Source organism: Microbacterium ulmi, assembly GCF_011759705.1.
Taxonomy (GTDB): Bacteria; Actinomycetota; Actinomycetes; order Actinomycetales; family Microbacteriaceae; genus Microbacterium; species Microbacterium ulmi.
Window position 1 is genome coordinate 803,318 of the sequence record NZ_JAAOZF010000002.1, and the last position, 21,029, is coordinate 824,346.

The 21,029-nt window shown below is 70.8% G+C and carries 18 protein-coding genes and 2 riboswitches; of the genes, 9 read left to right on the plus strand and 9 right to left on the minus strand.

The window, feature by feature from the left end:
* Positions 1-130 precede the first annotated feature (130 nt).
* Complete coding sequence (locus FHS08_RS16470) at positions 131-1,756, minus strand: ABC transporter substrate-binding protein (RefSeq protein ID WP_167041683.1); 1,626 nt, start codon at positions 1,754-1,756, stop codon at positions 131-133.
* A 144-nt stretch (positions 1,757-1,900) separates the two neighbouring features.
* On the opposite strand from FHS08_RS16470, the gene FHS08_RS16475 reads away from it, so the two are divergent.
* Positions 1,901-2,743, plus strand: a complete 843-nt coding sequence (locus FHS08_RS16475; protein ID WP_167041686.1) for a CPBP family intramembrane glutamic endopeptidase — start codon at positions 1,901-1,903, stop codon at positions 2,741-2,743.
* 110 nt (positions 2,744-2,853) lie between these two features.
* On the opposite strand, the gene gcvP is transcribed toward FHS08_RS16475, so the two are convergent.
* From gcvP to FHS08_RS16490, 3 genes are all read right to left on the minus strand, one after another.
* The gene (gene gcvP / locus FHS08_RS16480) at positions 2,854-5,667 is read right to left on the minus strand and encodes an aminomethyl-transferring glycine dehydrogenase (RefSeq protein WP_243847604.1); all 2,814 of its coding nucleotides are present in this window, start codon (positions 5,665-5,667) and stop codon (positions 2,854-2,856) included.
* A gap of 110 nt (positions 5,668-5,777) precedes the next feature.
* A complete protein-coding gene (gene gcvH, locus FHS08_RS16485; RefSeq protein WP_167041692.1) occupies positions 5,778-6,161 on the minus strand; it encodes a glycine cleavage system protein GcvH in 384 nt (127 codons plus the stop codon).
* The gene (locus FHS08_RS16490; protein ID WP_167041695.1) at positions 6,158-7,336 is read right to left on the minus strand and encodes a glycine cleavage system aminomethyltransferase GcvT; all 1,179 of its coding nucleotides are present in this window, start codon (positions 7,334-7,336) and stop codon (positions 6,158-6,160) included. Before FHS08_RS16490 ends, gcvH begins: the two co-directional genes overlap by 4 nt.
* Positions 7,337-7,381: 45 nt before the next feature.
* Positions 7,382-7,477, minus strand: a riboswitch (glycine riboswitch).
* A riboswitch (glycine riboswitch) is annotated at positions 7,478-7,584 on the minus strand.
* Positions 7,585-7,731: 147 nt separating this feature from the next.
* Between FHS08_RS16490 and FHS08_RS16495 the strand changes: the two genes are divergently transcribed.
* Genes FHS08_RS16495 through FHS08_RS16520 form a run of 6 tightly spaced genes read left to right on the plus strand, consistent with a single transcriptional unit; the run spans position 7,732 to position 14,415 of the window.
* Entirely contained in the window at positions 7,732-8,454 is a 723-nt protein-coding gene (locus tag FHS08_RS16495; RefSeq protein WP_167041698.1) for an NUDIX hydrolase, read from the plus strand.
* Between the two features lie 23 nt (positions 8,455-8,477).
* Positions 8,478-9,827, plus strand: coding sequence for a quinolinate synthase NadA (gene nadA / locus FHS08_RS16500; protein ID WP_167041701.1), 1,350 nt, complete (start codon positions 8,478-8,480; stop codon positions 9,825-9,827).
* The gene (gene nadB, locus FHS08_RS16505) at positions 9,824-11,419 is read left to right on the plus strand and encodes an L-aspartate oxidase (protein ID WP_424960813.1); all 1,596 of its coding nucleotides are present in this window, start codon (positions 9,824-9,826) and stop codon (positions 11,417-11,419) included. The genes nadA and nadB overlap by 4 nt, the downstream gene beginning before the upstream one ends.
* Positions 11,419-12,288 carry a carboxylating nicotinate-nucleotide diphosphorylase gene (gene nadC, locus FHS08_RS16510; RefSeq protein ID WP_167041704.1) on the plus strand — a complete coding sequence of 290 codons (870 nt, stop codon included), beginning with the start codon at positions 11,419-11,421 and terminating at the stop codon, positions 12,286-12,288. The genes nadB and nadC overlap by 1 nt, the downstream gene beginning before the upstream one ends.
* A 10-nt stretch (positions 12,289-12,298) precedes the next feature.
* Positions 12,299-13,432, plus strand: coding sequence for a cysteine desulfurase family protein (locus FHS08_RS16515; RefSeq protein ID WP_167041927.1), 1,134 nt, complete (start codon positions 12,299-12,301; stop codon positions 13,430-13,432).
* Between the two features lie 23 nt (positions 13,433-13,455).
* Positions 13,456-14,415: a glycosyltransferase gene (locus tag FHS08_RS16520; RefSeq protein ID WP_167041707.1), complete on the plus strand. Its 960-nt coding sequence runs from the start codon at positions 13,456-13,458 to the stop codon at positions 14,413-14,415.
* 106 nt (positions 14,416-14,521) lie between these two features.
* Here the strand turns inward: FHS08_RS16520 and FHS08_RS16525 are convergent, their stop codons facing one another.
* Positions 14,522-16,570 (minus strand): ABC transporter ATP-binding protein, encoded by a 2,049-nt coding sequence (locus tag FHS08_RS16525; RefSeq protein ID WP_170283258.1) that lies wholly within the window; start codon positions 16,568-16,570, stop codon positions 14,522-14,524.
* 60 nt (positions 16,571-16,630) lie between these two features.
* Positions 16,631-17,266, minus strand: coding sequence for a DUF1345 domain-containing protein (locus tag FHS08_RS16530; protein ID WP_167041710.1), 636 nt, complete (start codon positions 17,264-17,266; stop codon positions 16,631-16,633).
* Between the two features lie 158 nt (positions 17,267-17,424).
* On the opposite strand from FHS08_RS16530, the gene FHS08_RS16535 reads away from it, so the two are divergent.
* The gene (locus tag FHS08_RS16535; RefSeq protein ID WP_167041713.1) at positions 17,425-18,939 is read left to right on the plus strand and encodes a DHA2 family efflux MFS transporter permease subunit; all 1,515 of its coding nucleotides are present in this window, start codon (positions 17,425-17,427) and stop codon (positions 18,937-18,939) included.
* Between the two features lie 91 nt (positions 18,940-19,030).
* Here the strand turns inward: FHS08_RS16535 and FHS08_RS16540 are convergent, their stop codons facing one another.
* Together FHS08_RS16540 and FHS08_RS17170 are read right to left on the minus strand one after the other, a co-directional pair.
* Positions 19,031-19,540 carry a hypothetical protein gene (locus FHS08_RS16540; protein WP_167041715.1) on the minus strand — a complete coding sequence of 170 codons (510 nt, stop codon included), beginning with the start codon at positions 19,538-19,540 and terminating at the stop codon, positions 19,031-19,033.
* Between the two features lie 21 nt (positions 19,541-19,561).
* Entirely contained in the window at positions 19,562-19,687 is a 126-nt protein-coding gene (locus FHS08_RS17170) for a hypothetical protein (protein ID WP_279587857.1), read from the minus strand.
* Between the two features lie 66 nt (positions 19,688-19,753).
* Here FHS08_RS17170 and FHS08_RS16545 point away from each other — a divergent pair, with 66 nt between their 5' ends.
* Entirely contained in the window at positions 19,754-20,107 is a 354-nt protein-coding gene (locus FHS08_RS16545) for a hypothetical protein (protein ID WP_243847538.1), read from the plus strand.
* A gap of 10 nt (positions 20,108-20,117) precedes the next feature.
* On the opposite strand, the gene FHS08_RS16550 is transcribed toward FHS08_RS16545, so the two are convergent.
* A complete protein-coding gene (locus tag FHS08_RS16550; RefSeq protein ID WP_167041718.1) occupies positions 20,118-20,945 on the minus strand; it encodes a DNA-formamidopyrimidine glycosylase family protein in 828 nt (275 codons plus the stop codon).
* Positions 20,946-21,029 lie beyond the last annotated feature (84 nt).

The following is a 21,029-nucleotide window of genomic DNA, read 5'->3' on the forward strand; positions in this document are numbered from 1 at the left end:
CACGAACGAGCTATGCGCCGGAATCCTCTCACAGCCATCGTGCCGCGTGCGGGTGCGGAGCGCGAGTGGCCAGGGCGAACAGCCCGTGGGGCGGTGGCTCGCGCCACCGCCCCACGGGTGAGATCCGGAGTTACTCCTTGGTGATCTCGTAGTACAGCGGGACCGAGTTCCACCCGAACGTGACGTTCGAGACCGTCTCGGCGAAGCCGCCCGTGACGTTCGAGTACCACAGCGGGATGGCCGGGAGGTCCTTCAGCAGGATCTCCTGAGCGTCCTGGTACTTCGCGTTCGCGTCGTCCTGGTTCGCGGCCGCGGCGCCCTCGGCGATCAGCGCGTCGAAGTCGGGGTTCGTGTAGTCGCCGTCGTTCGAGCTCGCACCCGTGCCGTACAGCGGCGCGAGGAAGTTGTACAGACCGGGGTAGTCGGCCTGCCAGCCCGTGCGGAACGCCGAGGTGATCGTGCGGTCGTTGACCTGCTTGCGCAGACCCGCGAAGTCCACGAACGGAGCGCCGGACGCATCGATGCCGAGCGTGTTCTTGAGCGAGTTCGACACCGCGTCGACCCACGGCTGGTGACCGCCGTCGGAGTTGTACGCGATCTGGAACGTGCCGCTCCACGGCGAGATGGCGTCGGCCTGGGCCCACAGCTCCTTCGCCTTGTCGGCGTCGTACTCGAGCACGTCGGCGCCGTCGAGCGAGTCCGACCAGCCGTCGATCACGGGCGACGTGAAGTCGCTCGCGGGCGTGCGGGTGTCGTTGAAGACGACCTTCGTGATCTCGGGACGGTTGATCGCGAGGGAGATCGCCTGACGACGCAGCGCGCCCTCCTCGCCGCTGAAGTGCGGGAGGTTCTGCGCGATCGTGAAGGACTGGAACACGGCTGCCGGCTGGTTGACGGCGCGGTCGCCGAGCTCCGACTCGAAGGTCGGCAGAGCCGTCGGGGGAACGCCGTCGATGACGTCGACGTTGCCGGCGAGCAGGTCTGCGTACGCGGCATCCTGGGTCGCGTAGAAGACGATCGTGAGACCGCCGTTCTGCGCCTGGCGGCCGCCCTGGTAGTCCTCGTTCTTCACGAGGTCGATCTGGACGTCGTGCTGCCACGCCGTGTCGCTCGCGAGCTTGTAGGGGCCGTTGCCGATCGGGGCCTCGCCGAACGCCTCGATGTCGTCGAAGGCGACGTCGGGGAGCGGGTAGTAGGCCGAGTAGCCCAGGCGCAGCGCGAAGTCGGCCGCGACGGGCGAGGTCAGCTTGATCGTGAACGTGTGGTCATCGACCTTCTCGAGGCCCGTGAGGTCGGAGTCGGCGTCGGGGTTGAAGCCCTCGATGTCCTGGAACCAGGACTGGTTCTGCTGCGCGTTCGACAGCTGCGCGCCGTAGTTCCACGCGTTGATGAAGTTGTCGGCGAGGACCTCGGTGCCGTCCGTGAAGGTCTGACCCTCCTTGAGGACGACGGTGAGCGTCGAGGGGTCGTCGACCGTGATCGAGTCGGCCATGTCGTTGACGATCTTGCCGTCACCGTCGTAGTAGGCCAGCCCCGCGAAGATCGAGTCGAGGATCTTGCCGCCGCCGACCTCGTTCGTGTTGGTCGGGATCAGCGGGTTCTCCGGCTCCGAGCCGTTGGTCGTGATGATGGCGGAGCTGTCCCCTTCGGGCGCCGTCGTCGGCGTGGTGCCGCCGCCGCCCGCGCAGCCGGCGAGTGCGAGGGTGCCCGCAGCCAGCAGCGCGAGGCCCGCGAGGGCGATCTTGTTGCGCTTCACTTGTCCTCCTGTGCAAGAGATGATGTGTCCCCGCGCGTCATCGACCGAGGACGTTACGGGACAGGGGCCACCATAAGCACAGTTACCCGTTTGCTCCAACCGACGGCGAATACTGTTACAGACCCTTAACAAAAAGCGTGGACGATGTGGCAATCTGACGTGGTGGCCGCGGACGTCGATCGACAGGGACGCTCGTCCCCCGTCATCTCGCGCTCCCGGCTCACGTGGGAGATCGCGCTCGTGCTCGCGATCTCGGTCGGACAGTCCGCGCTCTACTCCATCCTGACCCTCGTGCGGCGGTATCTCGCGGAGATCCCGCTCGGACAGCAGCAGACGCAGCTCAATCCGACGCAGTCCGCGCAGGCGTTCTGGGATGCGCTGTACCAGCTGCTCGACATCCTCTTCTCCTTCGCGCTCGTCGGGCTCGTGCTGTATCTCCTGTGGGATGCCGGACGCAGCCCCTTCCGCCGGATCGGGCTCGATCTCTCCCGCTTCGGGCGCGATCTGGGCCTCGGCCTCGCGATCGCGGCCGGGATCGGCATCCCGGGTCTCGCGCTCTACGCGGCGGGCAGGGCTGCCGGTCTCACGGTGGCCGTCGTCGCGTCGCCGCTGGACGCCGCCTGGTACACGGTCCCGATCCTCGTGCTCAGCGCGCTGCGGGCGGGCCTGCTCGAGGAGGTCGTCCTGATCGGGTATCTCACGACGCGGCTGCGTCAGCTCGGCTGGGGACCGTGGACGATCATCCTGTCGTCGGCGGCGCTGCGCGGCGCGTACCACGCGTACCAGGGCGTCGGTCCGATCGTGGGGAACTTCGTCATGGGCGTCGTGATGGGATGGGCGTACCGCCGCTGGGGTCGTGTCATGCCGCTCGTCATCGCGCACACGCTGCTCGACGTCGTCGCGTTCGTCGGATATCCGCTCGCCGCGGCCCTGTGGCCCGGCGTGTTCGGACCCGTCCCGACGCCGACGCCCACCCCCACCCCGTAGCCCGCGACCTCGCGGTCACCGAGTTCGGAGGATCGCGCGAACCTCGCAGGTCTCGGGAGAGATCCTCCGGGCCCGGCCCGATCCTCCGACGTCCGCAGACGCGCGCGGCGTCAGGCGAACGCCTCGATCGGCGGGCAGGCGCACACGAGGTTGCGGTCGCCATAGGCGTTGTCGATGCGACGGACGGGCGGCCAGTACTTCGTGCGCACGAGCGCGTGCACGGGGTACACGGCCTTCTCGCGCGAGTACGGGTGCGTCCACTCCCCCGCGACGACCGACTCGGCCGTGTGCGGTGCGCCCACGAGCGGGTTGTCGTCGGCGGGCCACTCGCCCGCCGCGACGGCGAGCGCCTCGGCCTTGATCGCGATCATGGCCTCGATGAAGCGCTCGATCTCGCCGAGGTCCTCCGACTCGGTCGGCTCGACCATGAGCGTGCCCGCGACGGGGAACGACATCGTCGGCGCGTGGAAGCCGTAGTCGATGAGCCGCTTCGCGACGTCGTCGACCGAGATGCCCGTCGCCTCCTTCAGCGGGCGCAGGTCGAGGATGCACTCGTGGGCGACGAGGCCGCCCTCCCCCGCGTACAGCACCGGGTAGTGGTCCTCCAGCCGTGCCGCGATGTAGTTCGCCGCGAGGACGGCGGCGGCCGTGGCATCCTTCAGCCCCTCCGCGCCCATCATGCGGACGTACGCCCACGAGATGGGGAGGATGGATGCCGAGCCCGCCGGCGCGGCCGAGACCGGCCCTCCCTCGAACACGAAGCCGCCCGCGTGGTCCGCCCGCTGCGACAGCGGATGCGAGGGCAGGTAGGGGGCGAGGTGCGCCTTCGCCGCGACGGGGCCGACGCCGGGTCCTCCCCCGCCGTGCGGGATCGCGAACGTCTTGTGCAGGTTCAGGTGCGAGACGTCGCCGCCCAGGTCGCCGAAGCGGGCGAAGCCGAGCAGGGCGTTGAGGTTCGCTCCGTCGACGTACACCTGTCCGCCCGCGTCATGGACGGCCTGCGTGATCTCGAGGACCTCGTGCTCGTACACGCCGTGCGTCGACGGGTACGTGATCATGAGCGCCGCGAGCTCCGCCGCGTGCAGAGCGATCTTCGCGCGCAGGTCGCCGAGGTCGACGTTGCCCGCTTCGTCGCACGCGACGACGACGACCTTCATGCCCGCGAGGACGGCGGAGGCCGCGTTCGTGCCGTGCGCCGACGAAGGGATGAGGCACACGGTGCGCCCCGTGTCGCCGTTCGCGCGGTGGTAGCCGCGGATCGCGAGCAGGCCCGCGAGCTCGCCCTGGGAGCCGGCGTTGGGCTGCAGCGAGACGGCGTCATAGCCCGTCACCTCGGCGAGCCACGTCTCGAGCTGCTCGATCATCGCGAGGTAGCCGTGCACGTCGGCCTCAGGCGCGAACGGATGCACACGCGAGAACTCGGGCCAGGACACGGCCGCCATCTCGGTCGCGGCATTGAGCTTCATGGTGCACGAGCCGAGTGGGATCATGCCCCGGTCGAGCGCGTAGTCGCGGTCGGCGAGCGTCTTGAGATACCGCATCATGGCCGTCTCGGAGCGGTGCGCCGTGAAGACGGGGTGCGTGAGGAAGTCCTCCTGACGGAGGAGGGATGCCGCGACGCCCCGCAGGGGCTCGGCCTCGCCGAACGGCAGGTCCCGCACGTCGCGCTCCGCCTCGGGGAGTCCGAACGCCCAGGCGACGACGGCGAGGTCGTCTGCCGTCGTCGTCTCGTCGACCGAGACCCCGACGGTCGCGTCGTCGACCCAGAACAGCTGGTAGCCCTTCGAGCGCGCCCGTTCGACGACGCGCCCCGACGGGCCCGGGGTCACGACCCTGATCGTGTCGAAGAACGCGTCGTGCCTGACGACGAGTCCGTACTCTCGCAGGCGTGCGGCCAAGGCCTCGGCCTTCTGAGCGACCTCCCCGGCGATCGAGCGGAGCCCCTCGGGCCCGTGGTAGACGGCGTACATCGAGGCCATGACGGCCAGCAGCACCTGGGCGGTGCAGATGTTCGAGGTCGCCTTCTCACGGCGGATGTGCTGCTCCCGCGTCTGCAGCGCGAGCCGGTAGGCGGGATGCCCTGCGGCATCCTGAGACACGCCGACGAGGCGGCCGGGCATCTGACGCTCGAGACCCGCACGCACCGCCATGTAGCCGGCGTGCGGCCCGCCGAAGCCGAGCGGCACGCCGAAGCGCTGAGTCGTGCCGACGGCGACGTCGGCGCCGAGCGCGCCGGGCGAGCGCAGCAGCGTGAGGGCGAGAAGATCGGCGGCGACGACGGCGAGGCCGCCGTGCCCGTGGAGCGCGGCGATCGCGTCGGTCGGATCCCACACGCGCCCCGATGCACCGGGGTACTGGAGGAACGCGCCGAACGCGGCGACCTCCGAGAGGTCGGCGAACGACGTGTACCGCACCTCGATGCCGAGGGCTGCCGCGCGGTGCTCGAGGAGCGCCTTGGTCTGCGGGAGCGCGTCGGCATCGACGAGGAAGACGTTCGACGCCGACTTCGAGGCGCGGCGCGCCACGAGCATCCCCTCGACGACCGCGGTGGACTCGTCGAGCATCGACGCGTTCGCGGTGGCGAGGCCCGTCAGGTCGGTCACCATCGTCTGGAAGTTGATGAGGGCTTCGAGCCGGCCTTGCGAGATCTCGGGCTGGTACGGCGTGTACGCGGTGTACCAGGACGGGTTCTCGAGGACGTTCCGAGCGATGACCGACGGCGTGAACGTGTCGTAGTAGCCGAGGCCGATCATGGGCCGGGCCGTGCGGTTCTGCGATGCGAGCACGCGCAGCTCGGCGAGCGCCTCGGCCTCCGTCGCGGCGGGGGGGATCGACGAGGTCGCGCGCGGCTGCACGTGGATGGATGCCGGGACGGCGGCGCCGACGAGCGCGTCGACCGTGTCGTAGCCGAGCGCGTCGAGCATGAGGCGCTGGGCTGCGGCATCCGTCCCGATGTGACGTGCGGAGAACCGGCCGGCGCGCTCCGCGGCGGCCGCGACGACGGCGGGCGCCGCCCCGGCGAGCTCTGCCGTGCTCACGCGTCGGCCTCCGTCAGCGCAACGTAGGCGGCGCGGTCGAGGAGCCCTTCGACGTCGGCCGCCGACACCCTGAGCTTGACGAGCCACCCGTCGCCGAACGGGTCGGAGTTGACCAGCGACGGGTCGTCGACCGCCGCCTCGTTGACGGCGACGACGTCGCCCGTGAGCGGTGCGTACAGCTCGCCCACCGACTTCGTCGACTCGATCTCGCCGCAGACCTGGCCGGCGGTGACGCCGGAGTCGATGCCGGGGAGGTCGACGAAGACGACGTCTCCGAGCTTGTCGGCCGCGTAGTCGGTGATGCCGACCGTCGCGACGTCGCCGTCGACGGCGACCCACTCGTGCTCGGCGGTGTACTTCAGGGCGTTGAGATCGGTCACTTGTTCCTCCGATAGAAGGGCAGGGCGGTCACGGTCGCGGGGATGCGGGTCCCCCGCACGTCGATGGTCAGTTCGGTGCCGGGCTCGCTCGCGGCAGGCGAGACGAAGGCCATGGCGATGGGATGCCCCAGGGTCGGGCTGAGCGCGCCGCTCGTGATCTCGCCGACGACGTCGTCGCCGGACAGCACGGCGTATCCCGCGCGGCCGGCGCGCCTGCCGTCCGCGACGAGACCCACGAGCACGGGGGCGTCGACGGCGAAGACGGCCTGGAGCGACGCCTTGCCGACGAAGTCGTCCTTGTCGAGGGCGACGACGCGCGCGAGCCCCGCCTGAGCGGGGAGGGTGTCGACCGACAGCTCGTGGCCGTGCAGCGGCATCCCCGCCTCCAGCCGCAGCGTGTCGCGCGCCGCAAGGCCCGCGGGCACGAGCCCGAGCGGCTCGCCCGCCGCGAGGACCGAGTCCCACAGGGCGCCGGCGACGGCATCGGGAACGAGGAGCTCGAAGCCGTCCTCTCCCGTGTAGCCCGTGCGGGCGACGAACAGCGGCGCGCCCTCGAAGGATCCGCCGAGCCACGCGTAGTACTTGAGGCCGGCGAGGCCGTCGACCTCGACGCCGTCGGTCGTCGCGAGGATCTCCTCGGCGCGGGGCCCCTGCACGGCGATGAGCGCGAACCGGTCGGAGACGTCCTCGACCGTCGCGACGTCGGAGACGCCCTCGACGTGGAGGAAGGAGACGACGCCGGCCGACGGCTCGCGGTGGAAGGCGGCCGCGACGGGCGCCCGCGACACGCGCTGCGCGAGGGCGTCGGCGACGGCATCCCGGTTCCCCGCGTTGGAGATGACGAGGTACCGGTCCTCGGCGATCGCGTAGACGATCACGTCGTCGACGATGCCGCCCTCGTCCGAGAGGAGGAGCGAGTACTTGGCCTTGCCGATCGGCAGGGTGGACAGGCGTCCCGCCAGCGCGTAGTCGAGGAAGGCACCCGATCCCGGCCCCGTCACGAGGAACTCCGCCATGTGCGAGATGTCGAACAGCCCGGCGGCAGCGCGGACGGCGTGATGCTCGGCGAGGTCGGAGCTGTAGCGCACCGGCATCGACCACCCGCCGAAGTCGGTGAACGACGCGCCGAGGGCCTCGTGGCGGTCGTGCAGGGGCGTCGTGCGAAGTTCGGTCATGAGTTCTCCCGGTGTCGGCGGGCAGACGTCGGGCGACGCCTGTAGAACTCCCCCTCTGTCATGGGCCTGAGAGCTTCGCAGGATGCGGGCATCCGGCTTTCACCGTCGGCGGGCTCGCTGGGAGCCACTTTCCAGAGCGGCCCGACCCGCGCGGTACGCGGACCTGAGAGATTGGCGGGGAGGCTTGCTCCTTCGGTGCTCGGCATGCCGTTCGAGAACGGATGCCGGGGCTCTCCCGCGTGGGTCATGGGGCCAGTCTTCAGTTGCCCGACCAGCATATCCCGCCGACCGTGTCGTGCACGCGCCGCGGACGCAGGGCGTGTGGGACGCGCGCGCCCCGACTTGCAGTTCGTGTCGCGGTGACTATAAGATCGGTTCAACGAGTTAGAGTCACCATGACACGAACAGACCTCACGAGGGAAGCCGATGCCCCGGCACGTCGCGCAGACGGCGACATCCGCGTCGCCGTCTCGACGGTGATCTTCACGCTGCGCCGTCCGCGGGGCGACGAGCGCGCCGCCGTCGTGCTGCCGCTCGTGCGTCGCACACGCGATCCCTTCGAGGGCCAGTGGGCGCTTCCGGGCGGATGGCTCGACGCGACCGAGGGGCTGGATGCCGCAGCCTCGCGCACCCTCGCGGAGACCACAGGGCTCTCCCCCGCCTACCTCGAGCAGCTGTACGCGTTCGGCGCGGTCGACCGGTCGCCGTCTCGCGTCGTCTCGATCGTGTACTGGGCGCTCGTGCGGGAGGACGAGACGCGCACGGAGCCCCAGGAGAACGTCGACTGGTTCGACGCGGAGTCCCTCCCCGACCTCGCCTTCGACCACAATGCGATCGTCGACTACGCGCTGTGGCGCCTGCGCAACAAGGTCGGCTACAGCCGCATCGCGCACGGCCTCCTGCCCGACGTCTTCACCCTCGCCGAACTGCGCGAGGTGTACGAGTCGATCCTCGGACGCCGCCTCGACCCCGCCAACTTCCGTCGCCAGGTCGAGAGCTCCGACACGCTCATCCCCACGGACGACTTCCGCACGGGAAGCCATCGCCCGGCCCGCCTCTACCGCTACGACAGGGAGGTCGAGCTCGCCGATCGCGGCCCGCTCGACATCCGCCACTGAGACCATCCGAAGAAAGCACGACCATGCCCGCCCTCAGCATCACTCTCCAGCCCCGGCCGATCGACGCGAGCGTCGATCACGAGATCCAGGCCATCGTCGCGGGCGTCTCCGGCGCCGAGACGTGCAATACCGACCTCGCCGCCGGCCCGTGGAACTTCGACATCCGACCCGGCTACGGCCCCGGCTCGTCGATGGGCGACGTCATCCCGACGGGGTCGCCGCGACAGGGCGCTCTGCCGGCGGAGTACCGCGAGGCGTCGGAGGCGGAGCTCGACGACCGCATCCGCGCCGCGAAGCGGACCCTCGGCGAGCGTGTCGTGATCCTCGGACACTTCTACCAGCGCGAGGAGGTCGTCGCGCACGCGGACTACGTCGGCGACTCGTTCCAGCTCGCGAACGCCGCGAAGGCGCACCCCGAGGCCGAGGCGATCGTGTTCTGCGGCGTGCACTTCATGGCCGAGACGGCCGATCTGCTCTCGCAGCCCGAGCAGGCCGTCATCCTGCCGAACCTCGCTGCGGGCTGCTCGATGGCCGACATGGCCGACATCGACCAGGTCGAGGAGTGCTGGGAGCAGCTCGCGGACGTCTACGGCGACATGGACGCGACGGATGCCGAGGGCCTCGTCCCCGTCATCCCCGTCACCTACATGAACTCCTCCGCCGCGATCAAGGGATTCGTCGGGCGTCACGGCGGCATCGTCTGCACGTCCTCGAACGCGCGCACCGTGCTCGAGTGGGCCTTCGCACGCGGGCGCCGCGTCCTGTTCTTCCCCGACCAGCACCTCGGCAGGAACACGGCCAAGGCGATGGGCGTGCCGCTCGAGCAGATGCCGATGTGGAATCCGAACAAGCCGCTCGGCGGAGCGTCGGCGACCGAGCTCGAGACCGCCCGCGTCATCCTGTGGCACGGCTTCTGCTCCGTCCACCGCCGCTTCACGGTCGACCAGATCGACAAGGCACGCGCCGAGCATCCCGGCGTGCGGGTCATCGTGCACCCCGAGTGCCCCATGGCGGTCGTGGACGCCTCGGACGAGTCCGGCTCGACCGACTACATCCGCCGTGCGATCGAGGCCGCGACCGAGCCGACCACGTTCGCGATCGGCACCGAGGTCAACCTCGTCCAGCGCCTCGCGGCAGAGCACCCCCAGCACGAGATCTTCTGCCTCGACCCCGTCGTGTGCCCGTGCTCGACGATGTACCGCATCCACCCCGGCTACCTCGCGTGGGTGCTCGAGGGCCTCGTCGAGGGCGAGGTCCGCAACCGGATCACGGTTCCGCGGGACGTCGCCGATCCTGCGCGCGTCGCACTCGAGCGCATGCTCGCGGCCAAGCCCCCGGCCGCGCCCGCTGCGGGCTGGGAGCAGGCGTCGTGACGGTGCATGCCGTCGTCGTCGGGTCGGGAATCGCGGGCCTGACGGTCGCGCTCCACGCGATCGAGCACGGATGCCGCGTCACCCTCGTCACGAAGGATGTGCTCGAGCACGCCAACACGCGCTACGCGCAGGGCGGCATCGCGGGCGTGATGTTCGACGACGACCGCGTCGAGGACCACATCCGCGACACGCTCGTCGCCGGAGCGGGCCTGAGCGATGAGGCCGCCGTCCGCGTCCTCGCGGAGGAGGGCCCCGCGCGCATCCGCGAGCTGGTCGACCTCGGCGTCGCGTTCGACCGCGGCGACGACGGCGCGTTCGTGAAGGGGCTCGAAGCGGCGCACTCCTATCCGCGCATCCTTCACTCGGGCGGCGACGCGACCGGCACGGCGATCGAGAAGGCCCTCGTCGCGCGGCTGCGTGCGAGTGACGTCCGGGTGATCGAGCACGCCTTCCTCGTGGATCTCGTCGTGCGCGGCGGCCGCGTGCGCGGCATCGAGCTGCTCGTCGGCGAGCACCCGGATGCCTCCCCCGCCGTCGCAGGACGCCGCGAGACGATCGAGTCCGACGCCGTCGTCCTCGCGACGGGCGGAGCGGGCGAGCTCTACGCGCACACGACGAACCCGTCGGTGGCGACGGGCGACGGCATCGCGGCCGCCCTGAGAGCGGGCGCGGACGTCCGAGAGCTCGAGTTCTACCAGTTCCACCCCACGATCATCGGGACCGGCGACGCCTTCCTCGTGTCCGAGGCCGTGCGCGGCGAGGGCGCGACGCTGATCGACGAACGCGGACGCCGCTTCGCCTTCGACGCCCACCCGGATGGGGAGCTCGCTCCGCGCGACGTCGTCGCCCGTGCGATCGCGCACCGGATGGAGCTGCAGGACGGACGGCCGGTCTTCCTCGACGCGACGCACCTTTACTCGGAGGATGCCGCCGAGCGTGCGGCCTTCCTCGCGCGACGGTTCCCGACGATCGATGCCGCCGTCCGTGCCCGCGGGCTCGACTGGGCGCGGGAGCCGATCCCGGTGACCCCCGCAGCGCACTATCTCATGGGCGGCGTGACGACGGATCTCGACGGCCGCACGACGCTGCCCGGCCTGTACGCCGTCGGCGAGGTCGCCCGCACGGGCGTCCACGGCGCGAACCGTCTCGCCTCCAACTCCCTCCTCGAAGGGGCGGTCTTCGGCGCCCGAGCGGGCGACGCGATCGCGATAGATGCCGCAGACGGCATATGGCGCGCGCCGGCACGGCTCTCGGCGGTGGCGCCGGTCTCCGTCGCCCCCGATCCGAACGCCCCCGCCTTCTCCCGCGGAGCGCTCCAGGAGCTTCTGTGGGAGGATGCCGGGCTCGTCCGCGACGAGGAGGGGCTGCGGCACGCGGCATCCGTCCTCGCGGCGTGGAGGGCCGCCGCCCGCGCACCCGGCTCGGAAGCCGGGTTCGAGGACGAGAACCTCCTCGTCGTCGCGGAGCGGCTCGTCGCTGCCGCCCGCGCGCGGCGCGAATCGGTCGGCGCGCACTTCCGCCGCGACGTCCCGTCCGCGAGCGCCCCCGCCGCGGCATCCGCTCTCACCTCCCTCACCACTGGAGCCGCCTGATGCTGACCCGCCGCACGATCGACCGCGTCGTCGCCGCCGCTCTCGAGGAGGATGCCCCCTGGGGCGACCTCACGAGCGCGTATCTCGTCCCGGAGGACGCCGTCGCGACGGCGGAGCTCGTGGCGCGGGAAGAGGGCGTCTTCAGCGGCGGCGAGGTCTTCGCCGCCGCCTTCGGGCTCACCGACCCGGCGGTCGACGTACGGCTCACGGTCGAGGACGGCGAGTTCTTCGGGCGCGGCGCCGTGCTCGCGGTCGTGTCGGGGCCCGCGCGGTCCGTGCTCACGGCGGAGCGCGTCGCGCTCAACTTCGTGCAGCGGATGAGCGGGATCGCGACCCTCACCAACCTGTACGTCGCCGAGGTCGCGCACACGCGCGCCCGCATCGCCGACACCCGCAAGACGACGCCGGGGCTGCGCGTGTTCGAGCGGCACGCCGTCGTCAACGGCGGCGGCCACAATCACCGGTTCTCGCTGTCCGACGCCGTCATGGCGAAGGACAATCACCTCGCGGTGCTGGCGGAGAAGGCCGTCTCGGTGACGGCGGCGCTCCAAGGGGCGATCGCGCTCCTGCCCCACACGACCCACGTCGAGGTCGAGGTGGACCGGCTCGACCAGATCGAGCCCGTGCTCGCGGCGGGAGTGGGCACGATCATGCTCGACAACTTCTCGCTCGACGACCTGCGCCGCGGAGTCGAGCTCGTGGGCGGGCGGGCCACGGTCGACGCGAGCGGGGGCGTCACGCTCGCGACCGTCCGCGACATCGCAGAGACCGGGGTCGACGTCATCTCGGTCGGCGCGCTGACCCACTCCGCGCGCGCACTCGACCTCGGACTCGACATGCGGCTCGCCGGCGCGGCAGAGCCCGTGTGACGGCATGACGATGCTGTACCTCGACAATGCGGCGACGACACCCGTGCGCCCCGAGGTGCTCGAGGCGATGATGCCGTTCCTGACCCGCTGGTTCGGCAATCCGTCGAGTCACCACACGGTCGGCGAGGCCGCAGCGGAAGCCCTCGGAGAGGCGCGCCGCCGCGTCGCGCGGGTGCTCGGCATGCGTGCGAGCGACGTCGTCTTCACGTCGGGCGGCACCGAGGCCAACAACCTCGCGGTCAAGGGCATCGCCGTCGCGGCGCAGCTGCACGGCGGAGCGCGTCACGTCGTGACGACCCCGATCGAGCACGAGTCGATCCTCGAATCGGTCGACCACCTCCGCCGCGTGCACGGGTTCGAGGTGACGCACGTGCCCGTCGACGCGGGCGGGCGGCTTGATCCGGATGCCGTCGCCGCCGCTCTGCGCGACGACACGGCGGTGCTCACGTTCGGGTACGCGAACAACGAGGTCGGCACGATTCAGGATGTCGCCGCCATCGCCGCCGTCGCGCGCGAGCGCGGCATCCCCGTCCATGTCGACGGCGTGCAGGCCGCCGGCTGGCTGCCCCTCTCGGGGCTCGGCGCGGACGCGATCTCCATCGCGGGCCACAAGGTCGGAGCCCCGAAGGGCACCGGCGCGCTGGGCGTCCGCGGCCGGATCCCGCTGGAGCCGCTGCTGCACGGCGGAGGTCAGGAGCGCGGCCGCCGCAGCGGCACGGAGGATGTCGCCGGCGCCGTCGGCCTCGCGACCGCGCTCGAGCTCGCCGAGGCGGAGCGCGATGCGGAGGCGGCGCGGCTCACGGTCCTGCGGGACGCGTTCATCTCGCGCGTCCTCGTGCTCGTCCCGAGCGCCCGCCTGACGGGCGACTCCGCGCATCGCCTCCCCGCGACGGCGAGCTTCACGTTCGCGGGAACGAGCGGCGAGGCCGTGCTCCTCGAGCTCGAGCGCCGCGGGGTCGTGTCGTCGAGCGGCTCGGCGTGCGCCGCGGGCAGCGACGAGCCCTCACACGTGCTGCTGGCGATGGGCATCGGGCCGGAGGTCGCGCAGACCGCGGTGCGGTTCACCTTCCCGCACGGGCTCCGCGACTCGCTGGATGCCGTCGCCGACGCGGTCGCGGCATCCGTCGCCGCGGTCTCCCGCTGAGGCCCGTCGATAGGATCGGGCACGTGCCCCCCGCAGCGATCACCGTCATCGTGCCGGGCTTCGACGTCGCTCCGTACGCGGCGGAAGCCCTCGACTCGCTGCGCCGTCAGACGCGCCGGGACTGGGTCGCCGTGCTCGTCGACGACGCGTCGACGGACGGGACGGGAGCGCTGTTCGAGAGCGCGGCGGCGGCCGATCCGCGCTTCCGGGTCGTGCACCACGCGCGCCGCCGGGGGCTCGGCGCGGCGCGCAACACAGGGCTCGAGCACGTCCGGACGCCCTTCCTCGGGTTCCTCGACGCGGACGACCTGTTCACCCCCGTCGCCCTCGACCGCCTGCTCGGCGTGCTCGACCAGACCGGGAGCGACTTCGCGATCGGCGCGTACGTGCGGCTGCGGCCCGACGGCATCGGGGGCTACGAGCCCGGTGTCGTCCAGCCGTGGGTCTCTGCCGCGACCGACCCCGAGCGGCGGGCCACGACGATCGACCGGCATCCCGACGCATCCGGCAACATCGTCGCGTGGTCGAAGGTGAGCCGCACGGACTTCTGGCGCCGGCTCGCACTCGCCTTCCCCGAGGGGAAGGCGTACGAGGACCAGATCGTCGCGCAGCGCATGTACGCGGGCGCCCGCGCGTTCGACGTCGTCCCGGATGTCGTGGCACACTGGCGCGAGCGAGCCGACGGATCCTCCATCACGCAGACGAAGGATGCCGTGCCCGTCCTTCGCGACTACCTCGAGGCGATGGCCGGCGGCATCGAGGTGCTCGAGGCGACGGGTCATCCCGCCGCCGCGCGATCCCGCGTGAGGCTCATCCTCGCGATGGACGTCCCGCCCCTCGTCCGGATCGCCCAGGGCCATCCGGACGACGCGTACCGGCGCGCGCTCGGACGGTTCACGCGCGACGTGTGGGCACGGGGAGGCGCCGGCGCCGAGCTGGACGCGGAGGCCGCGACGCTCGTCGACGCCGCGCGACTCTGGTGACGCGCCCGTCCGCGCTCGAACGACGGTCATGCGCACGCGGCGGCCGCGGCCCGTCGCCTTCCCGGCATGAGCCCCGAGTGCCGCCGCGCGATCGGCCGGGGCGAGCTCAGCCGCGCGTGGGAGGCACGTACGCGCCGTCGTCGCCCAGGTGCGGCCACACGTGCTCGTCGTCCGGTGCGTCTTCGACGAGGAGCGTGACGGCGGCTGCGGCATCCGCATCCTCCGGAGCCTTGTCGGCGCGTCGCTCCGGCAGCGCCGCGCGCGGCTGCGCCTCCTCGACCTCGAGGATCTTCGACGCCGCCAGCTGCTCCGCCGCGAGCTCGGAGTACAGCCCGCCGAGCGCGAGCAGCTCCGAGTGCGTCCCCGACTCGACGATGCGGCCCGCCTCGATGACGTGGATGACGTCGGCGCCGATCACCGTCGAGAGCCGGTGCGCGATCGACAGAGTCGTGCGCCCGTGGGATGCCGTCTCCAGCGCCTCCTGCACGACCCGCTCGGACACGGTGTCGAGCGCCGACGTCGCCTCGTCCAGGAGGAGGACGGGCGGGTCCTTCAGGAGCACGCGCGCGATCGCGATGCGCTGCTTCTCGCCGCCGGAGAGGCGGTATCCGCGCTCGCCGACGACGGTGTCGTAGCCGTCCTCGAAGCTCGTGATGATGTGATGGATGTTCGCCGCCACGCACGCGGCCTCGATCTCGGCATCCGTCGCCTCGGGCTTGGCGTACCGCAGGTTCTCGCGGATCGTCGCGTGGAAGAGGTACGTCTCCTGCGACACGATCCCCACGGCGTCGATGATCGACTCCTGCGTGAGGCGGCGGACATCCTCCCCCGCGAACAGGACGCTGCCCCCTGAGGCCTCGTACAGCCGCGGCGCGAGGTACAGGACCGTCGTCTTGCCCGCTCCCGACGGACCGACGAACGCGACGTGTTGCCCCGGCTCGGCCGTGAACGAGATGCCGCCGAGCGTCGGCCGCACGCCTTCCGCGGCATCCGGATAGCGGAACACGACGTCCTCGAACGCGATCTGCCCGAGAGGTCCCGGCGCCTTCGACACCGTGATCGCGCCGGGGGCGTCCTCGATCATGGGGTGCAGGTCGAGGTACTCGAAGATGCGGGCGAAGATCGCGCTCGAGGTCTGCAGGTCGAGGGCGACCCGCATGAGCCCCATGAGCGGCTGCAGCAGTCGCGCCTGCACGGTCGTGAACGCGACGATCGTGCCCGCCGTGATCGTGTCGGCACCTCCCGTCATGAGGTATCCCGAGACGAGATAGATGACGGCCGGCACGCTCGCCATGAGCACCTGCACGACGGCGAAGAAGCCCTGACCGCTCATGGCTCGCCGCACCTGCAGCCGCACCTGGTTCGCGTTCTCGGACCTGTACCGCTGCGACTCGGAGCGCTGGCGATTGAAGGCCTTCGACAGCAGGATGCCGCTGACCGACAGCGTCTCCTGCGTGATGGAGGTGAGCTCGGACAGGGATTCCTGCGTCTCCCCGGCGATGCGCGCGCGCACCTGCCCCACTCGGCGCTGCACGAAGATCAGCAGCGGCATGAGGAACAGCGCGATGAGCGTCAGGCGCCAGTCGATGAGGATCATCGCGACGAGCGACGCGATCACGGTCACGACGTTGCCGAGGATGCTCGTGACCGTGTTCGTCAGGACGCCCGAGACGGCGCCGACGTCGTTCTGGAGCCGGGACTGGATGACCCCGGTCTTCGTACGCGTGAAGAAGCCCAGCTCCATCGCCTGCAGGTGCTCGAAGAGCCGGACCCGCAGGTCTCCGGTCACGTTGTTGCCGACGGTCGAGGTGAGCCACGTCTGCGTCACGCCGAGTCCCGCCGACAGCAGGAAGAGCCCGATCATGAACAGGACGAGCCTGATGAGGAGCGGGATGTCGACCCCGCTGCCGTCCGTCGGGAAGAGCGCGTCGTCGAACACGCGCTGCACGAGCAGCGGCGGGATCACCGCGATCGCGGCGCCGGCCATCACGATCGCGCCCGTCACGATGATGCGTCCCGTGTAGGGGCGGAACAGCCCGACGACCCGCGCTCCCAGATCGGGGATCGTCGGGGCCTGCGCGTTGAGCTTCTTCTGCGCCGCTTCGTCGACGCCTCGGAACCCTCCGCGTCCGCCGCCCCCGCCCATGCCGCCCATGCCGCCCATGCTCATGAGGGCCAGCCTAACGACGGGCACCCCGAAGGGAGCGGCGCTCCGTCAGCCGAGGCTCGTGACGAGGTTGATGACGGTCGCGAGGATGACGGCGCCGAACAGATACGCGAGAAGCGTCTGGGCGATGATGATGCGCCGGATCGCGTTCGTGCGCACGTTCGTGTCGGCGACCTGGTAGGTCATCCCGAGTCCGACCGAGAAGTAGGCGAAGTCCGTGTACTCCGGGTCGGCCTCCTGGTTGAAGTCGATCCCGCCGACGGGATCCGAGTAGTAGACGTGCGCGTAGCGCAGGAGGTAATCGACCTGGATGAGAGCCCAGGACGCCGCGACCGCGACGACCGAGATCCCTGCGAGGAAGAACGACGCGACGTCTCCCGCATGCCGCGTCTGCAGCAGCACGACCGCGACGGCGCCGAGGCTTGCGATGCTTCCGACGAGCGCCACGAGCCGCGCGATCCTGCGCCCCGGGTCCTCGGCTGTCGCGTGAGCCCTGGTCCGCGCGGCATCCATCGACCACACCGTGAGGAGGACCCAGGCGACGCTCGTGAGCGCGAGCGCGGCCCATCCCGCCAGGAGTCCCGCCGCGAGCCCGAGCAGCGGCGTCACGATCACGCCGACCACGACGCCGACGACGAGGGAGAGGACGCTGCGTAGGAGCACGGTCGTATGTCTGGCTGCCATGCTCGAATGTTTCCACCTCCGAGGGGAATGCCGTGTCGGACCCGGCGGTTAGTCTCAAGGTGCCGCATCGGGGGTGGCCGCTTCGCTGTTCCCCGAGGCGCTTCACGGGCCGACGTGTGCCCTTTCCCCCGCATCGCCGAGAACCGAGGAGACGACGCATGGCCGCCACCGACATCAGGCCCGGCGCCAGCCCCGCCCCCGCTGCCGCCGCGGATCAGCCCGTGCTCCGCCCCGAGGAGAGCCGCGTCATCTGGCTCCTGCTCGCCGCGGCGTTCGTGGCGATCCTCAACGAGACGACGATGGGCGTCGCGATCCCCCACCTGATCGGCGACCTCGGCATCACGGCCGTCGCGGCGCAGTGGCTCACGACGGCGTTCATGTTGACGATGGCGGTCGTGATCCCGATCACGGGGTTCCTGCTGCGGCGCTTCACGACGCGGCAGATCTTCATCGCGGCCATGAGCCTCTTCTCGCTCGGCACGCTCATCGCGGTCGTCGCACCGGGGTTCCCGGTCCTGGTCGTCGCGCGCGTCGTGCAGGCGTCCGGGACGGCGATCATGATGCCGCTGCTCATGACGACCCTCATGACGATCGTCCCCCCGCATGCCCGCGGGCGGATGATGGGGCGCGTCTCGATCGTGATGTCGCTCGCGCCCGCGATCGGCCCGACGCTGTCGGGGTTCCTCCTCGACAACCTGAGCTGGCGGTGGATCTTCGGCATCGTCCTTCCCATCGCGCTCGTCGCCCTCGCGATCGGCGCGCGCTGGATCCACAACCTGGGCGAGACCACCAGCGCACCGATCGATGTCCCGTCGATCGTGCTGTCCGCACTCGGCTTCGGGGGCATCGTCTACGGCCTCAGCCAGATCGGCGGCGCCGTGAGCCACACGGCGGGAGCGGAGGCCGAGGCCGTCTCGACACTGTCGCTGTGGATCGCCCTCGGCGTCGGCGTCGTCGCGCTCGGCCTGTTCCTCTGGCGCCAGGTGCTCCTGCAGCGGGTCGACGACGCGCTCCTCGACCTGCGGGTCTTCCGCTCGCGCAACTTCGCGCTGTCGATCGCGCAGATGGCGGTCCTCTCGGTCGCGTTCTTCGGCGTCATAACGGTCCTGCCGCTGTACATGCAGAGCGTCCTCGAGATCTCGCCGCTCGAGACGGGGCTCGCGGTGCTGCCCGGCTCGCTCGCGATGGGTATCGCCGGCCCCTTCATCGGGCGCATCTACGACGCGCGCGGCACGAAGGTCCTGCTCATCCCTGGCTCGATCATCGCGGTGTCGGTGCTGTGGGCGTACACGACGTTCACGCAATCGACCCCGCTGTGGATCATCGTCGTGCTGCAGACGGTGCTGTCCCTGGGGCTCGCCTTGTCGTTCACGCCGCTGTTCACGGCATCCCTCGCGTCGCTCGAGCCGAAGTTCTACGCGTACGGTTCCGCCGTCCTGGGTACGGTGCAGCAGGTCGCGGGCGCGGCAGGCATCGCCGTGCTCATCACGGTCCTGTCGGCGGTCACGGCGTCTTCGCTCGAGTCCGGTGCGAGCGAGGCTGCGGCGGGCGCGGCGGGTGCCCACGCGGCATTCCTGCTCGCGGCGATCGTGGCGCTCCCGCTGCTGGTGGGCGCGTTCCTCATCCGCAAGCCCGCCGACGAGCCGAGCACCGTGTCCGCCGCCGCGGACTGACGCGCCGGCGCCGCGGCGCCGCCGGCGTCCCGGCGGCGTCACTGGCGCGCCGGCGTGACCCGTGGACGCGCGCTCCGCGACGACGAGGCGATCAGTGGTGGATGAGGGCCTTCAGAAGGATGAGCACGGCGCCGAAGGCGGCCGTGATCACCGCACTGAGCATGCGAGGCCAGAAGCGCTTTACCCAACTGGCGACGGCGAACCAGCCGAGCACGCCGAGGATGACCGTGTCGACGATGAGGGCAGTCCAGATGGCGACATCGTCGTCGAGAACACGGCCCACCCCGAGCAGTAGCACCGCGATCGGGGCGATCGCGATGAGGAGCATGCCCTCCGAGTGGTGGAACGCCGCGGCGAAGCTCGCGCGGACGCTGCCGCGAGTGTGCTCCTTCGCGAGTCCTGCGATGGTGCCGGCGTAGACGTGCGCGGAGAAGAACACGATGACCGTGATGACGACGGTCAGCAGGGCGTTGGCTGACGTTCCGGTCAGCGAGTTGCTGACGACGATCATCCCGGAGACGAGGATGAGGCCGTAGACGGACTCCTCTGAGATGAGGATGCGGCCGATGGTTGTCAGCGCGCGAGACGGTCCATCAGGCATGGGCGGGTCGCGATGCGCCCGTCAGTTCGTGCTGCAGAAACCGCCGCAGCATGATGCGCCATCGTCGACGACGGGCAGGAGGTTCTTGTCGTCCGCGACCGGCTGCAGCGGCTGAAGAACGGGAGCGGGAAGGTTCGACGTTGCCATCCCTCCATGCTAGACGCTCGTCGGCCCGACGAGGCGTGCATGCGTCGAGCGCAATACACTCCCGTCGTGGACGGCTTTCCGACGGCGCGCTGGTGCCGCAGTCGGCGTGCCGGTGTGATCTGCACGCGAGCTGCAGGGCATCCGGGACTGCACAATCGCGTCGGCACGAGTCAGATGTGGTCCGAGCTCGAGGCCGATCCGCCGGCGTGCGCGGGAGGAGGCAGGCACGCCGCCAAGGCGCGGCTGCTCCCGGGCGGCTTTCCCGGCGGGCGCGCGCTGTGTCTCGTGTGCTGGGGCTTCGTCGAGCTGTCCCCCGACGAGACGCTCGCCGCACATGACGCCTTCCGCGGCGCGGGATCCGAAGAGGAGGCATCGAGTCGCGCTGCGTGGTTCAACACCTACGGCTGGGATCGCGGCTGACGGCACGTCGCTACAGGATGGCGCCGCCGGTCTGGCAGGTCGGGCAGTACTCGGCGGTCGCACTCGCGAAGGTGAAGGACCGGATGAGGTCGCCGCATACGGGGCACGCCCGCCCCGCACGACCGTGCACGCGCATGGCTGCGACCTTCGCGGCCTTGAGCTCATCGATCGGGATGCCGCGCCTCGCGGCGATCGCGTCCCGCACGGTCGCCACCGTCGCGTCGTAGAGCTGGTCGAGCGTCACGACTCCGAGCGTCGTCGCGTGAGCGATGGGAGAGACCTTCGCGGCGTGCAGGATCTCGTCCGAGTACGCGTTGCCGATGCCCGCGATCGACTCCTGCTCCTGCAGGATCGCCTTGATCTGCTTGCGGCGGCCTGCGAGCGCTGTCGCGAACACGGCGCGCGTGAAGGACGCATCGGCGGGATCGGGACCGAGCTTCGCGATTGCCGCGACATCAGCCGGATCGTCGACGACCGAGAGCCCGATCGAGACCCACGTTCCCGCATCCGTCAGCTCCAGCACGCTCCCGTCGTCGAAGAGGAGCGACGCGAGAGCCGGCGGACCCCCCGCGGGCTGCGCGGCCCCCACCGTCGCATTCAGGCGTGCCCATCCGTGTCGCCCCAGTGAGACGACGAGGTTGGTCGCATCGAATCCGAGCGCGACATGCTTGCCGAAGCGGCGGGATGCGCGCAGACGATGGCCGACGAGTGATCCGAGCGGGCGAGCGCGGGTTCTCACGGTGCGGAACTCGAGGACATCGACCGCCGTGACCTCGCGCCCGGAGAGTCGCTCGCGGAGGGAGTCCGCCAGCGCCTGCACCTCCGGAGACTCGGGCATAGCGACATCCTGCCACTGTCCAGCCGGACGGTGGCCGCATCGACGAAGCCACGCTCGCCGATGAGCTCAGCTCGTGGTTGTGGT

What these genes read in the sequence shown, in the direction of transcription:
- nadA (WP_167041701.1), top strand. Translation starts at nt 8,478, where the DNA reads ATGCCCGCCCTCAGCATCACTCTCCAGCCCCGGCCGATCGACGCGAGC.
- FHS08_RS16515 (WP_167041927.1), top strand. Translation starts at nt 12,299, where the DNA reads ATGCTGTACCTCGACAATGCGGCGACGACACCCGTGCGCCCCGAGGTG.
- FHS08_RS16490 (WP_167041695.1), bottom strand. Translation starts at nt 7,336, where the DNA reads ATGACCGAACTTCGCACGACGCCCCTGCACGACCGCCACGAGGCCCTC.
- FHS08_RS16550 (WP_167041718.1), bottom strand. Translation starts at nt 20,945, where the DNA reads ATGCCCGAGTCTCCGGAGGTGCAGGCGCTGGCGGACTCCCTCCGCGAG.
- FHS08_RS16540 (WP_167041715.1), bottom strand. Translation starts at nt 19,540, where the DNA reads ATGCCTGATGGACCGTCTCGCGCGCTGACAACCATCGGCCGCATCCTC.
- FHS08_RS16535 (WP_167041713.1), top strand. Translation starts at nt 17,425, where the DNA reads ATGGCCGCCACCGACATCAGGCCCGGCGCCAGCCCCGCCCCCGCTGCC.
- nadC (WP_167041704.1), top strand. Translation starts at nt 11,419, where the DNA reads ATGCTGACCCGCCGCACGATCGACCGCGTCGTCGCCGCCGCTCTCGAG.
- FHS08_RS16525 (WP_170283258.1), bottom strand. Translation starts at nt 16,570, where the DNA reads ATGGGCGGCATGGGCGGGGGCGGCGGACGCGGAGGGTTCCGAGGCGTC.
- FHS08_RS16530 (WP_167041710.1), bottom strand. Translation starts at nt 17,266, where the DNA reads ATGGCAGCCAGACATACGACCGTGCTCCTACGCAGCGTCCTCTCCCTC.
- gcvP (WP_243847604.1), bottom strand. Translation starts at nt 5,667, where the DNA reads ATGCTCGACGCGCTCGGCTACGACACGGTCGACGCGCTCGTCGGCGCC.
- FHS08_RS16495 (WP_167041698.1), top strand. Translation starts at nt 7,732, where the DNA reads ATGACACGAACAGACCTCACGAGGGAAGCCGATGCCCCGGCACGTCGC.
- FHS08_RS17170 (WP_279587857.1), bottom strand. Translation starts at nt 19,687, where the DNA reads ATGGCAACGTCGAACCTTCCCGCTCCCGTTCTTCAGCCGCTGCAGCCG.
- FHS08_RS16475 (WP_167041686.1), top strand. Translation starts at nt 1,901, where the DNA reads ATGTGGCAATCTGACGTGGTGGCCGCGGACGTCGATCGACAGGGACGC.